The organism is Aeromicrobium sp. Root344 (assembly GCF_001425755.1).
In the GTDB taxonomy this organism is placed as follows: Bacteria; Actinomycetota; Actinomycetes; order Propionibacteriales; family Nocardioidaceae; genus Aeromicrobium.
The window spans coordinates 3,077,126-3,089,863 of record NZ_LMDH01000001.1 but is presented as its reverse complement, the minus strand read 5'-3'; the positions used below and the strand labels follow the sequence as shown (position 1 = coordinate 3,089,863).

General features: G+C 69.3%; 14 protein-coding genes. 5 read left to right on the top strand and 9 right to left on the bottom strand.

Going from position 1 to position 12,738, the window contains the following annotated elements; translation table 11 throughout:
• Positions 1–77: 77 nt before the first annotated feature.
• Together ASC61_RS15285 and ASC61_RS15280 are read right to left on the bottom strand one after the other, a co-directional pair.
• On the bottom strand, positions 78–464 hold the full coding sequence (locus tag ASC61_RS15285; protein ID WP_056213310.1) for a DUF3040 domain-containing protein: 387 nt from the start codon (positions 462–464) through the stop codon (positions 78–80).
• Positions 451–1,221, bottom strand: coding sequence for a class I SAM-dependent methyltransferase (locus ASC61_RS15280; protein WP_056213309.1), 771 nt, complete (start codon positions 1,219–1,221; stop codon positions 451–453). Before ASC61_RS15280 ends, ASC61_RS15285 begins: the two co-directional genes overlap by 14 nt.
• An 85-nt stretch (positions 1,222–1,306) precedes the next feature.
• Here ASC61_RS15280 and ASC61_RS15275 point away from each other — a divergent pair, with 85 nt between their 5' ends.
• Complete coding sequence (locus ASC61_RS15275) at positions 1,307–2,566, top strand: phytoene desaturase family protein (protein WP_056213307.1); 1,260 nt, start codon at positions 1,307–1,309, stop codon at positions 2,564–2,566.
• On the opposite strand, the gene metF is transcribed toward ASC61_RS15275, so the two are convergent.
• On the bottom strand, positions 2,563–3,456 hold the full coding sequence (metF, locus tag ASC61_RS15270) for a methylenetetrahydrofolate reductase [NAD(P)H] (protein WP_056213305.1): 894 nt from the start codon (positions 3,454–3,456) through the stop codon (positions 2,563–2,565). The two genes, ASC61_RS15275 and metF, sit on opposite strands and share 4 nt — an antisense overlap.
• 23 nt (positions 3,457–3,479) lie before the next feature.
• On the opposite strand from metF, the gene ASC61_RS15265 reads away from it, so the two are divergent.
• Entirely contained in the window at positions 3,480–4,523 is a 1,044-nt protein-coding gene (locus ASC61_RS15265) for a polyprenyl synthetase family protein (protein ID WP_200935467.1), read from the top strand.
• Here the strand turns inward: ASC61_RS15265 and ASC61_RS15260 are convergent.
• Positions 4,498–4,914 carry a barstar family protein gene (locus ASC61_RS15260; RefSeq protein ID WP_056213302.1) on the bottom strand — a complete coding sequence of 139 codons (417 nt, stop codon included), beginning with the start codon at positions 4,912–4,914 and terminating at the stop codon, positions 4,498–4,500. The genes ASC61_RS15265 and ASC61_RS15260 overlap by 26 nt on opposite strands.
• Positions 4,911–5,288: a ribonuclease domain-containing protein gene (locus ASC61_RS15255; RefSeq protein WP_082530857.1), complete on the bottom strand. Its 378-nt coding sequence runs from the start codon at positions 5,286–5,288 to the stop codon at positions 4,911–4,913. Before ASC61_RS15255 ends, ASC61_RS15260 begins: the two co-directional genes overlap by 4 nt.
• Before the next feature lie 142 nt (positions 5,289–5,430).
• Between ASC61_RS15255 and pknB the strand changes: the two genes are divergently transcribed.
• Genes pknB through ASC61_RS15240 form a run of 3 tightly spaced genes read left to right on the top strand, consistent with a single transcriptional unit; the run spans position 5,431 to position 8,897 of the window.
• The gene (gene pknB, locus ASC61_RS15250; protein WP_235503568.1) at positions 5,431–7,485 is read left to right on the top strand and encodes a Stk1 family PASTA domain-containing Ser/Thr kinase; all 2,055 of its coding nucleotides are present in this window, start codon (positions 5,431–5,433) and stop codon (positions 7,483–7,485) included.
• A gap of 4 nt (positions 7,486–7,489) precedes the next feature.
• Entirely contained in the window at positions 7,490–8,362 is an 873-nt protein-coding gene (locus ASC61_RS15245; protein ID WP_056213296.1) for a DMT family transporter, read from the top strand.
• A 4-nt stretch (positions 8,363–8,366) separates the two neighbouring features.
• Positions 8,367–8,897 (top strand): carboxymuconolactone decarboxylase family protein, encoded by a 531-nt coding sequence (locus tag ASC61_RS15240; protein ID WP_056213294.1) that lies wholly within the window; start codon positions 8,367–8,369, stop codon positions 8,895–8,897.
• On the opposite strand, the gene ASC61_RS15235 is transcribed toward ASC61_RS15240, so the two are convergent.
• The 4 genes from ASC61_RS15235 to ASC61_RS15220 form a co-directional block, all read right to left on the bottom strand.
• Positions 8,894–9,373: a DUF1990 family protein gene (locus ASC61_RS15235; protein ID WP_056213293.1), complete on the bottom strand. Its 480-nt coding sequence runs from the start codon at positions 9,371–9,373 to the stop codon at positions 8,894–8,896. The genes ASC61_RS15240 and ASC61_RS15235 overlap by 4 nt on opposite strands.
• A gap of 143 nt (positions 9,374–9,516) precedes the next feature.
• Positions 9,517–10,854 (bottom strand): class II 3-deoxy-7-phosphoheptulonate synthase, encoded by a 1,338-nt coding sequence (locus tag ASC61_RS15230; protein WP_327019496.1) that lies wholly within the window; start codon positions 10,852–10,854, stop codon positions 9,517–9,519.
• A 59-nt stretch (positions 10,855–10,913) separates the two neighbouring features.
• The gene (locus ASC61_RS15225; RefSeq protein WP_056213290.1) at positions 10,914–11,942 is read right to left on the bottom strand and encodes a 6-phosphofructokinase; all 1,029 of its coding nucleotides are present in this window, start codon (positions 11,940–11,942) and stop codon (positions 10,914–10,916) included.
• A 27-nt stretch (positions 11,943–11,969) separates the two neighbouring features.
• Positions 11,970–12,722, bottom strand: a complete 753-nt coding sequence (locus ASC61_RS15220; protein WP_056213288.1) for a lysophospholipid acyltransferase family protein — start codon at positions 12,720–12,722, stop codon at positions 11,970–11,972.
• Positions 12,723–12,738: the final 16 nt, after the last annotated feature.

Sequence of the window (12,738 nt, the reverse complement as noted above, 5' to 3'; positions counted from 1 at the left end):
TCAAAACGCCGTCAGGGCAAAGAAAAACCGCCCCCGAGGGGGCGGCTGTGGTGAAGGTGGAGTGAAGTGGGGAGCTTTTAGCGTTCGTCGCCGTCCCGGCGGCGCTGCCAGCGCTCCTCCATGCGGTCGACGAACGTGCCGGTGGGCTTCGACGGCTTGCCCGACGTCCGGGCCGGCTCCTCGTCGCTGCGGCCGATGCCACGCTTCCAGGCGTTCATGAACAGATAGGCCGTGCCGAGCATCGCGACGAATCCGAGGACCCCGAGCCACGTCATCGCCGACACCGCGCCGGCGAACAGCAGGACCAACCCACCGATGAATCCCAGGACAGCAAGGATCGCCACGCGTCGGTTGTGGGCCATGAACTTCGAGCCACGGAGGGTGGACGCGAAGTCAGGGTCTTCGGCGGCCAATGACTGCTCGAGCTGGTGGAGCAGCCGGGCCTCTTCATCAGAGAGCGGCACTTTTGCCTCCTGGATCGGGTGTTGCTACTGACAAGTCTAGGCGCGCGATCGTGTGCAGACCAGCCGAAAGCGCTGTGAAGTCCTCGGAAGTGCTCAACAGCCGCTCCAGGGCGTACAAAGCATCTCGCGCTCCCGGCTCGGTGTCGACGATCGCGCTGGGCACGAGATCGGCGAAGACGCGTACGCCGGTGGTCGCGACCGGGACGAATCCGCGGGACGTCAGCAGGTCTTCGACCTCGTCGACGACGAACCGCCGAGGGCCCATCGAGCGGACGTCCCAGGAGCCCGCGGAACGGCCGACGAGCGACTGAGCCGTGACGAAGTCACCGGCGAGGGCTCGTGCCGCGACGGCCGCGTTGCGACCAGCGACGACGACGCTGACGTGTCCGCCGGGGCGGAGCACCGTGGCGATCGTCGCGAGCGCCTGGCCCGGATCGTCCACGTGCTCGATGACGTCGTGGCAGATGACGAGGTCGAACGACGACGGGGCGACGTGGTCGAGCAGGTCGGCTGCGTCGCCCTGGACGGCGTGGACACCTTCGGTGAGGCCGGCCTCGACCCCGCGGCGGTGCAACGAGGCGAGCGCGTCGGGGCTCGGGTCGACGACCGTGACGCGGTGCCCCAGTGCCGCGAGGCGTACGGCGTCACTGCCGGTGCCGCCCCCGAGGTCGAGCACGTCGAGCGTGCCGCCGGCTCCCGCGACGTCGACCGCGTCCACCACGGACTGCCACATCAACTCGGTGCGGACCGGACCCATGACGGACACTGTGCCACAGCGCCGTCCAGGGATCTCGGCAGCGTCCGGCGGCGTCGCGCAGTCGGCCCACCGCTAGTCTGCGCGCATGGCGAACGTCGTGGTCGTGGGTGGCGGCTTCGCGGGGATGTCTGCTGCGGCGCGTCTCGCCAAGCTGCGTCACCACGTGACACTCCTCGAGAGCACGCAGGTGCTCGGCGGACGGCTCAACGGGATGACCGTGGGCGGCCGCACGTGGCAGCTCCAGCTCGACACGGTGACGCTGCCGGGGGTGTTCCGCGACCTGTTCCGCAAGTCCGGTCGTCCGCTCGAGCAGGTGCTCGACCTGACGAAGACCGAGGGACGTCGCCACGTCTTCAAGGACAAGTCGGTCCTCGACCTCCCGCTCGGCAACCGCGGCGACCAGCACGAGGCGCTCATCACGGCGTTCGGCGAGGACGAGTGGTCGCCGTGGGTCGACACGTACGCCGAGCAGTGGGACGTCATCCGGCGCATGGCGCTCGACCAGGTGTTCCCGGGCAAGCCCGCGGTCGACCGTACGGTCCGCAAGGTCCTGCGTCCGCGTCGCAGCCTCGCGACGCTCGCCGACAAGGACCTCGACGACGACAGGCTCCGCAAGCTCGTGCTCAATCCCCCACGACTCGCCGGCCAGGACCGGACCGTGACACCGGGGTTCGTCGCGGTGGCGCACTACGTCGAGCGCTCCTTCGGGCGGTGGCGCTTCGCCGGCGGGCTGCCGGCACTTGCGACCGCCTTGCAGACGAGGCTCGGCGAGCGCGGTGTCACGGTCGAACTCAGCGAGTCGGCCCACGAGCTGATCCTCGAGGAGGGCCAGGTCCGTGGGGTGGTCACCTCGTTGCGTACCGTCCCCGCCGACATCGTCGTGTGGTGCGCGCCCCACCGACCCGCTCCCCTGCCACCCGTCGACCTGATGCCGGTCATCCCCGCGTCACGCAGCCTCATCGCGCTGTCCGCCGACGCGCCGGCGATGCCCGACGAGGTCTTCGTGCACGCCAATCCCCCGATCCGGATGTGGTCGGGTGGCGACGGCCTGTGGACGATCGAGCACCGCAGCGGCGAGGACCCGCTGCGCGCCCTCGTACGCTTCGGGATCGACGTGCGACCGTACGTCGAGGAGCAGATCGACCTCACCCCGTCCGACCTCGTGGGGATCGGCCACTGGGGATGGGCCCTGCGTGGCTGGAGCAGCGTCTTCGACGTCCCCGGGGTGGCGCCGAGCGGCCTGCTGTTCTTCGCCGGAGCGCACGCGCATCCCGGCGCGACCCTCGAGGCGATCGGCATGGCAACCGCCTCGATCGCCGAGGCCGTGGGTGCGGCGCCGCGCTAGACGAGACCGTCGGCGCGCAGGGCCTCGAAGATCTCCCGGGTCGCCTTGGAACGGTTGAGCGTGATGAAGTGCAGCCCCGGCGCTCCGCCGGCGAGCAGGTCGCGGCACAGCTGGGTCGCGAGCTCGATGCCTTTGGACCGCACGGCCGCCTTGTCGTCCTGGATCGGCTCGACCTGGTCGAGGACCTCGCGCGGCAGCTCGGCGCCGGACAACTCGGCCATCCGGGCGACCTGGGCGAAGTTGAGGATCGGCATGATGCCCGGCACGATCGGGATGTCGCAGCCCTTGGCACGGACGCGCTCCACGAGGGCGAAGTAGTCGGACGCGCGGAAGAACAGCTGCGTGATGGCGTACTCCGCGCCCGCCTCGGCCTTGTCGACCAGCACCTGGGCGTCGTGGTCGATGCTCGCCGCGTCGGGGTGACCTTCGGGGAACGCCGCGACCCCGATGCAGAACCCGCCGAGATCCTTGGCGAGCCCGACGAGGTCGATCGCGTGGTCCATGCCGTCGGGGTGCGGCTCCCACGGCGCCCGCGGTCCACCCTTGGGGTCACCGCGGAGCGCGAGAACGTTGTCGACCCCTGCTGCGGCGTACTGCTTCAGCACCGACTCGATCTCGCCCTTGGTCTGGGCGACCAGCGTGAGGTGGCCGACGGGACGCATCCGGGTCTGCTCGGCGATGCGGGCCGTGATGCGGACGGTGCGCTCCTGGCTCGTGCCGCCCGCGCCGTAGGTCACGGAGACGAACGTCGGGTCGAACTCCTCGAGGTCGGCGATGGTCTGCCACAGGACGGCTTCGCCCTCGTCGTCCTTGGGCGGGAAGAACTCGAACGAGTAGCTCGGCGACGGCCCGCGGAGGGCGTCGACGAGGGACTGGTCTGGGGAAGGCATGGTCCAACGGTATCGTCCGGGCTGTGAACGCACGTGCCGATGACCCCGAATTCCGGTCGCGTATTGATCACACTCTTGAATCCTTCGTCGAGGGGCAGCGGGCGATCCTCGCTGAGCTGGGTCCCGACGTCGAGGACCTCGCCGACGCCGCGATCGAGTTCGTCGCCGGCGGCAAGCGACTGCGGCCGCAGTTCTGCTACGCCGGCTGGCTCGTCGCAGGCGGCACCCCCGACGAGCGGGGAATCGTCACGGCAGCGGCAGCTCTGGAGTGGTTGCAGGCCAGCGCACTGGTCCACGACGACCTGATGGACGGCTCCGACACCCGCCGTGGCCGGCCCAGCGTGCATCGCGCCTTCGAGGCACGCCATCGCACCGAGGCACGGCACGGTGACGCGGTGGGCTTCGGCACGTCGGCCGCAGTCCTCCTCGGCGATCTCCTGCTGTCCTGGTGCGACGAGATGTTCCGCGCCAACGGGCTGCCGCAGGCCGACGAGGCGTTCCGCTTCCTCGACCTCTGCAAGACCGAGGTGGTCGCCGGCCAGTTCCTCGACGTCGCCGGGCAGACGCGCGAGTCGCTCTCGGTCGCCGAGGCCATGACGGTCGTCCGCTACAAGTCGGCCAAGTACACCGTGGAGCGGCCGCTCCACATCGGCGCCGCCCTCGCCGGCGCCGACCCTGACCTGATCACCGCCCTGTCGGAGGTTGCCCTCCCCCTGGGCGAGGCGTTCCAGCTTCGCGACGACGTCCTCGGCGTCTTCGGCGATCCCGAGCTGACCGGCAAGCCGGCCGGAGACGACCTCCGCGAGGGCAAGCGCACCGTGCTGGTGGCCCGGGCTGCCGAGCTGACCGACGATGCTGGGCGCGCCCTGCTGCGTACGTCGCTGGGCACGCCCGAAGGCGTCGACGCCGTGCGCGACCTGATCCTCGCCTCGGGCGCGCTCGCGGCCGTCGAGGACGACATCGCGAGGCTCGAGACGGCAACCGACGAAGCCATCGACCGTCTCGGGTCAGAGGCGCGTCAGGTGCTCGGGCCGCTCGCCCTCACAGCAACCCGTCGAACTCGCTGACGTCGAGCTCGTCGCGCACCACGACGACGAGCGTCGAGGCCTGACCGGTGGCGTCGCGCAGCACCTCGACGACGGCACTGGTCTGCACCGGATCGACGTCGGCCAGCTCACGCAGCCCGTCCCACACGATCAGCGTCCGCTGCTCGGTGAGCTCGGCCAGCACGTCGAACAGCGCGTCCAGGTTGCGGCCGAACCAGTCCGGAAGCGCCCACGAGGCCGCCACCTCGTCGTAGAAGTCCTCGAACGACACGGCACCCCGAGTGTCCAGGGTCAGGGCCCGCCACCCCGCCGCGGTCGCCTCGGTCGCCAGGTCTCGGTCGCGACTGCCACGCCACGTGTAGACGCCGGGCGACACCAGGCCGGCCAGCACCGAGGCGAACGTCGCGGTCATCGTGGCTCCTTCACGCGTACGAATGATCGGTAGTGGTCGGCCGTGTAGTAGAGCTCGCCGCCCCGTCCGGCGATGATCCGGCGGGCCCCACGGTCCGACTCGCCCGGGGTCGGCACCGTGTATTCGTGCCAGTAGCCGCGCTCATGCTTGGGCAGCAGGCCTTCCCGGTTCATGAACACGACGCCGTCGCGGCTGTAGGGGAACGGACCATCCGCCTCGATCAGGGCGATCGTCTCGAAGACCTCGGGCGGGAACGCCGCTGCCGAAGGCGTGGGTACGCCTGGATCGTCCCCACCGTGGGGCTGTTGGAGGAAGCCGATGATGACCAGCCCCACGACGGCGAGGACCAAGAGGCCCCACGTGGATCGGCGCATGGCACCCATCGTCCCTCATCAGGGACGTGGTGAACGTCACGACAAGACCGTGACACGCCCACCGTCACGTTCTTGGTGTGGAAGAGTCTCTAGAATCAGTGGACGGGTTCGGGGGGATCCAGCGATGTCGAGGGAGGGTGGCGTGACAGTGACGGGCGACGAAGCCCTGGTCGGGCGCGTCCTCAACGACCGCTACCTGATCGGCAACCGCATTGCGCGCGGCGGGATGGCGAGCGTGTTCCGGGCTGTCGACCGCCGGCTCGACCGCGAGGTCGCGATCAAGGTCATGCACCACGGCCTGGGCGACGACCAGCAGTTCACCGACCGCTTCGTCCGCGAGGCCAAGTCCGCTGCCCAGCTCAACCACCGCAACGTCGTCTCGGTGTTCGACCAGGGGCGGGACGGCGACGTCACCTACCTCGTCATGGAGTACGTCCCGGGCCGCACGTTGCGCGATCTCATGCGTGACGAGGCGCCGATGCCGCCGTTCCGCGCCCTCGAGCTGCTCGAGCAGGTGCTCGTCGCCCTGTCGGCCGCCCACGCCGCCAAGATCATCCATCGCGACGTCAAGCCCGAGAACGTCCTCATCACCCCCGACGGCGACGTCAAGGTCGCGGACTTCGGCCTCGCGCGGGCCGTCAGTGCCGCGACGACGGCGACCGGCGGCACCCTGATCGGCACGGTCTCCTACCTCGCCCCCGAGATCGTCACGAACGACGGCGCCGACGCCCGCTCCGACGTCTACGCGTGCGGCGCGATGCTCTACGAGATGCTCACCGGGATCAAGCCGCACGCCGGCGAGTCGCCCATCCAGGTGGCCTACAAGCACGTGCACGAGGACATCGCCGCACCGTCGGCGATCCAGCCCGACATCCCGCCCTACGTCGATGCGCTCGTGGCGCGCGCGACGGTGCGTGACCGCGACCAGCGGTCCACCGATGCGCGAGTCATGCTGCAGCAGGTCAGGTCGGTGCAGCGCGCACTCGATGCCGGACTTGCCGACGACCCCGACCTCGTCGCGGACCTCCTGCCGGGCGTACGCCACGTCGATCCGGACGAGGCACCCACCGTCGCGGTGCCCCTGTCGACCTCGCTGCCGCGCCGTTCGCTGGCCTCGGACTCCGAAGCGACCGAGTCGGTCGACGTCAACGAGGCCACCGTGCAGTGGTCCGCCGGTCTGGCCCCGTTGCCCGTCGATCCCATCACCCGCGCCGGCCTCGACACCCCACCCGAGCTGCCCGCGGCCGCCGATCGACCTGCCGGCCTCCATCCGCCGATGTCACCGGAGGACTACAAGAAGGCGCGCGGCAGCGAGCAGAGCTCCCACCGGGGCCGCAACCTCCTGGTGCTGGCCGTCCTGGCGGCGCTCCTGGTCTTCGCCGTCAGCTACTGGTTCAGCGTCGGCCGCTACGACAAGACCCCCGTCCTCGAGGGCAGCGCGGCGGCGCAGGCCAAGGAGACCGCCGAGAACGACGGCTTCAAGTTCAAGGTCGTCAAGCAGTCGTTCTCCGAGACGGCGCCGGCGGGCACGGTGATCGACACCAACCCCGAGCCCAACGCGAAGATCCTGCCGGGCAAGACGATCGAGGCGGTCGTCTCCCTGGGCAAGGAACGCTTCCAGATCCCGACGAGCATCAAGGGCATGACGCTCGCCGCGGCCACGGCCGCTCTCGACGACCTCCACCTCGAGGTCGGCGAGACGACGCAGGTCTATGACGAGAAGGTGCGCGAGGGCCGGGTCGTCAAGCCGACCAACCACACCTACAAGGACCAGCTCAAGCGCGGCCAGACCGTCGACCTCGCGATCAGCAAGGGTCCCAGGCCGATCTCGGTCGTCGACTACCGCGGGAAGCCCTTCACCGAGGCCAAGGCGGCGCTGGAGAAGCTCGGATTCGACGTCAAGGCCACCGAGGTGTTCAGCGACGACGTCGCCAAGGGCATCGTCGTGACGCAGGATCCGTTCGAGGGCAAGAGGTTCAAGGACGACAACATCGTGCTCACGGTGTCCAAGGGACCCGAGCTCGTCACGATCCCCGACCTCGTCGGCCACTCGCGCAAGTACGCCGCCAAGGTGCTCGATGAGGCCGGACTCAAGATGATGGCGTTCGGTGCGGGCAACTTCACCGTCAAGGCGCAGACCCCCAGGGCCGGCTCGCAGCGTCCCAAGGGCTCCACCGTCACCATCGTCGGCTTCTGAGCCCGTGCGCACCAGGCTCGCCGCCGCGGCGCTGCTCAGCGTCACGGCGGTCTGGGGCTCCACGTTCTTCCTGATCAAGGACCTGCTCGACCGGGTGCCGGCGCCGGACTTCCTCGCCGTACGCTTCGCGATCGCGTTCACGACGCTCCTCGTGCTCGCACCCCGCGCGATCGGCCGCCTCTCCCCCGAGATGCGCCGCCGCAGTGCGTACGCCGGAGGCATCTACGGCGTCGCGCAGATCATGCAGACCGTGGGCCTCGGCCACACCGATGCGAGCGTGTCAGGGTTCATCACCGGCCTCTATGTCGTGGCGACACCCGTGCTCGCGTCCCTGGCCTTCCGCCAGCGGGTCTCCCGCACGGTGTGGGTCGCCGTCGCACTGTCGACGCTCGGCCTCGCGATCCTGTCGCTGCGCGGCTTCAGCGTGGGGTTCGGCGAGTCGATCACGTTCGTCTGCGCGATCCTCTACGCGGTACACATCGTGGTGCTGTCGCGGTGGTCGTCGGCCGAGGACGCGTACGCGATGGCCACGATCCAGATGGGCGTCATCGCCGCCCTGTGCTTCGTCGCCGCCGCGCCGGGAGGGCTGACGCTGCCGGAGCGGTCCGGCGACTGGGTCGCGACGATCTACATGGCCCTCGCCGCCGGCGCGCTGGCGATGCTCGCGCAGACGTGGGCGCAGAGCCAGCTCGATGCCTCCCGGGCGGCGCTGCTCATGACGATGGAGCCGGTGTTCGCGGCGACGTTCGCCATCACGTTCGGCGACGAGGGACTGGGCTGGCGCCTGCTGATCGGCGGGGCTCTCGTGCTCGCCGCGATGGTCCTCGCGGAGACCTCCGGACGTAGTGAGACGCACGTACAGGTTCCCCTAGACTGACCCGATGGACCAACCCCGCATCGCGCCCGGTGGGCTCAAGGAGCTCGGACTCGTCAACTACGGTGTCAGCGCCGTCGCCGGCCGCGTCATCGGCGGCACCAAGCCCAACATCTTCACGACGCTGGGTCGGCAGCGCAAGCTCTTCCGCGGCTGGCTCTACTACAGCGGCAAGCTCATGCCGGGCGGCCGCCTGCCGCGCCGCGAGAGCGAGCTCGTGATCCTGCGCATCGCGACGATCCGCGAGTGCGAGTACGAGCGCCGTCACCACGTACGCATCGGACGCAGGGCCGGGGTCACGCCCGCACAGATCGACCACCTCGCCGACGAGACGTGGAGTGGCTGGACCGAGCGGGAGCGCGCGTTCTTCGCGGCGGTCGACCAGTTCGTCGACGACAAGTACATCGACGACGCCACCTGGACCGCACTCAGCCGGCACCTCAGCGAGCCCGAGCTCATCGAGTTCCTGCTGCTGTGCGGCCAGTACGACTCGCTGGCCACGGTGCTGCTGACCCTGAAGGTGCAGCCGGAGGACTAAGGAGTCATCGCGTCGAGGTAGCGGCGCGTCATCAGTCGCTGCACGAGCCGCGCGACAGGGCCACCGAGGCGGGTCACCCAGGTCGCTGGGTTCGAGAACGCGGTGATCGTCGCCGTCACCTCGCCGGTCCCCGGGTCGCGTTGAGCCATGAACCGCTCCTCACCCGTCTCGGGATGGCCGGGCAGCGTGCCGTACGCGAACCCGCGGCGATCCGGCTCGTCAACGACCTCGACCACGCGGCAAGGGATCGTCTGGAGCAACGAGCGGAACGTCACGTCGACCCCCAGCGCGACCCGGTCCGGGCCGGCGACCCGGCGCACGCCGGCTCGCTCCTGCACCTTCCAGCCGAACAAGATCTCGGCGACCTCGTCGAGGTCCACCACGCCGAGCGAACGCGTGGCACGTACGTGGTGATAGCCCGCGGGCAACGGCTCAGAAGCCGTCGCCCCGACCTCGGCATACGTGAGCTCACTCATGGACCCGACCACCCCTCACCCGGCCACTCGAAGGCTCCGTCACGACGCGACGCCTGGACCAGGGCGCGACCCACGTCGACAAGTACCTCGGAACGATCGCCCGAGCGCCCGTGAGATCAACCCCATCGCGAAGCGAGAGTGACTCAAGAACGACCAGACAGCATTTCGGCGACCAGGAAAGCCAGCTCGAGGCTCTGCGCCCGGTTGAGGCGCGGGTCGCACAACGTCTCGTAGCGGTGCGACAGGTCCTCCGCCGAGAGCTTGGCGCCGCCACCGACACACTCGGTGACGTCGTCACCCGTGAGCTCGACGTGCACACCACCGGGCCACGTGCCGAGCGAGCGGTGCACCTCGAAGAAGCCGCGGACCTCGTCAATGACGTCGTCGAACTCACGTGTCTTGTAGCCGTTGGAGGTCTCGAACGTGTTGCCGTGCATCGGGTCGCACACCCACGCGACCTCGATGCCCGCAGCGGTGACCTTCTCGACCAGGTTGGGCAATCCGTCGCGGATCTTGCCGGCGCCGAAGCGGGTGATGAACGTGATCTTGCCGGGCGTGCGCTCGGGGTTGAGCTTCTCGTAGAGCGCGATCGCGTCGTCGGCGGTGCTGGTGGGGCCGAGCTTGACGCCGATCGGGTTGGCGATCTTGCTCATCAGCTCGACGTGCGCGCCGTCGAGCTGGCGCGTGCGCTCGCCGATCCACACGAAGTGGCTCGAGACGTCGTACGGGCGCTCGGTGCGCGAGTCGATGCGTGTCAGCGAGTGTTCGTACTCGAGGATCAGTGCCTCGTGCGACGAGAAGAAGTCGACGGTGTGGAACTCGTCGGGATCGACGCCGATCGCGTCCATGAATGCGAGCGCGCGGTCGATCTCGGCGCCGATGCGCTCGTAGCGCTCGCCGACGGGGCTGTGCTTCACGAAGTCGGTGTTCCACGCGTGCATCTGGCGCAGGTCGGCGTAACCACCGGTCGTGAAGGCACGCGCGAGGTTCAGTGTCGACGCCGACGCGTGGTAGACGTCCACGAGCCGCTGCGGGTCGTGCGCGCGGGACTCGGGGTTGAAGTCGAAGCCGTTGACCGCATCGCCGCGGTAGGCCGGCAGGGTCACGCCGTCGCGGGTCTCGGTGTCGCTGGAGCGCGGCTTGGCGTACTGCCCGGCGAGCCGGCCGACCTTGACGACCGGCACGCTCGCGGCGTACGTCAGCACGACCGCCATCGAGAGCAGCACACGGAGCTTGTTGCGGACGTTCTCGGCGGTCACGCCCTCGAACGTCTCGGCGCAGTCGCCGCCCTGCAGCAGGAACGCCTCACCGCGCGCGACCTCGGCGAGCCGGTCGCGCAGCGCGTCGCACTCACCCGCAAAGACCAGGGGCGGCATCTTCCGCAGCGTCTGCACCGCGGCGTCGCGGGCGGACGGATCGACATACGTGGGCTGCTGGGCAGCACCCATCGCATGGAGGTCGTCAAGGCTGGGAATGCTCACCCGAGGATTCTACTCGGGTCCGCCGCGTGCTCCGTCCACCCAGTCCAGCGGTGGACGGATCACCCGAAGAGGACCTCGGCTTCTTCGTAGAGCTCGGGGCGTACGACCTTGAGCTCCTTGGTGCCCTCGGACAGCGGGACCCGCTCGATGTCGGTGCCGCGCAGGGCGACCATCGTGCCGAAGTCACCCTCGTGCACCGCCTGGATCGCGTGCAGGCCGAAGCGGGTGGCGAGCCAACGGTCGAACGCCGTGGGCGTGCCGCCGCGCTGGATGTGGCCGAGGACGACCGCCCGCGCCTCCTGGCCCGTACGCTCCTCGATCTCCGATGCCAGCCGGTCGCCGATGCCGCCGAGGCGCACGTGGCCGAACGCGTCCTTCTGGCCGCTCACGAGCGACATCGATCCGCCGTCGGCGGGAACGGCGCCTTCGGAGACCACGATGATCGGCGAGTAGTGCGTCGCGAAGCGGCTCTCGACCTGCGCGCACACCTTGTCGATGTCGAACGGGCGCTCGGGGATCAGGATGATGTTGGCGCCACCGGCGAGCCCGGCGTGCAGCGCGATCCACCCGGCGTGCCGGCCCATGACCTCGACGACCAGCACCCGGTGGTGCGACTCGGCCGTCGTGTGGAGCCGGTCGATCGCCTCCATGGCGATGTTGACCGCGGTGTCGAAGCCGAACGTGAAGTCCGTGCCGGAGAGGTCATTGTCGATCGTCTTGGGGACGCCCACGACGTTGACGCCGAGGTCGGCGAGCTTGGTGGCGACACCGAGGGTGTCCTCGCCGCCGATCGCGATCAACGCGTCGCACCCGTTGGCCGCGAGGTTGTCCTTGATGCGCTCGACGCCGTTCTCGATCGCGAACGGGTTGGTCCGCGACGAGCCCAGGATCGTGCCACCACGAGGCAGGATGCCCCGCACGGCGTTGATGTCCAGCGTGATGGTGTCGTTGTCCAGCGGCCCACGCCAGCCGTCGCGGAACCCGACGAACTCATGGCCGTACGTGGAGACTCCCTTGCGCACTGCGCCGCGGATGACCGCGTTGAGTCCGGGGCAGTCGCCTCCCCCAGTGAGCATGCCGACGCGCATCGAGCTTCCCTTCGTTGGTGGTGAGCGTTACTCAGGCTTGATCTCGTCCCAGACCTCGTCGGCCTCGGCACGGGCGACGACCTTGGCGGCCTCGCGCTCCGCATCGCGGTCACGCTTCTTGGAGTCCTGCGCATAGAGGTCGACGTACTCCTGGCCCGACAGCCGCATGATCTCGTACATGATCTCGTCGGTGATGGCTCGGAGGATGTAGCGGTCGTCCTGCATGCCCTCGTAGCGGCTGAAGTCCAGCGGCTTGCCGAAGCGGACGCCGGGACGGGCGAACTTGCCGAAGATCTTGCCCGGAGGTGCGACGACGTCGGTCCCGATGACGGCGAGTGGAATGACCGGCACCCCGGCCTCCAGGGCCAGCCGGGCGACACCGGTACGCCCGCGGTAGAGCTTGCCGTCGTGCGAGCGGGTGCCCTCTGGATAGATGCCGCACACCTCGCCGTCCTTGAGGAGTCGCAGCTGCGTCTTGATCGCACCGGCAGCGGCCGAGCCGCTCGTACGGTCGATGGGCACCTGGCCGGCGCCGGAGAAGAAGGTCTTCTGCAGCCAGCCCTTGATGCCGGAACCCTCGAAGTACTCGGCCTTGGCCACGAACGTGACGCGGCGCGGGATCACGAGCGGCATGAACAACCAGTCGGAGTAGGACAGGTGGTTGCTCGCGAGGATGACCGCGCCTTCCTTGGGCACGTTCTCCGTGCCCTCCGCCCAAGGCCTGAAGATCAGCTTGAGCAACGGGCCCAGTGCGAGGAACTTCAGGAACCAATAGAACACGGACAGGACACTACTC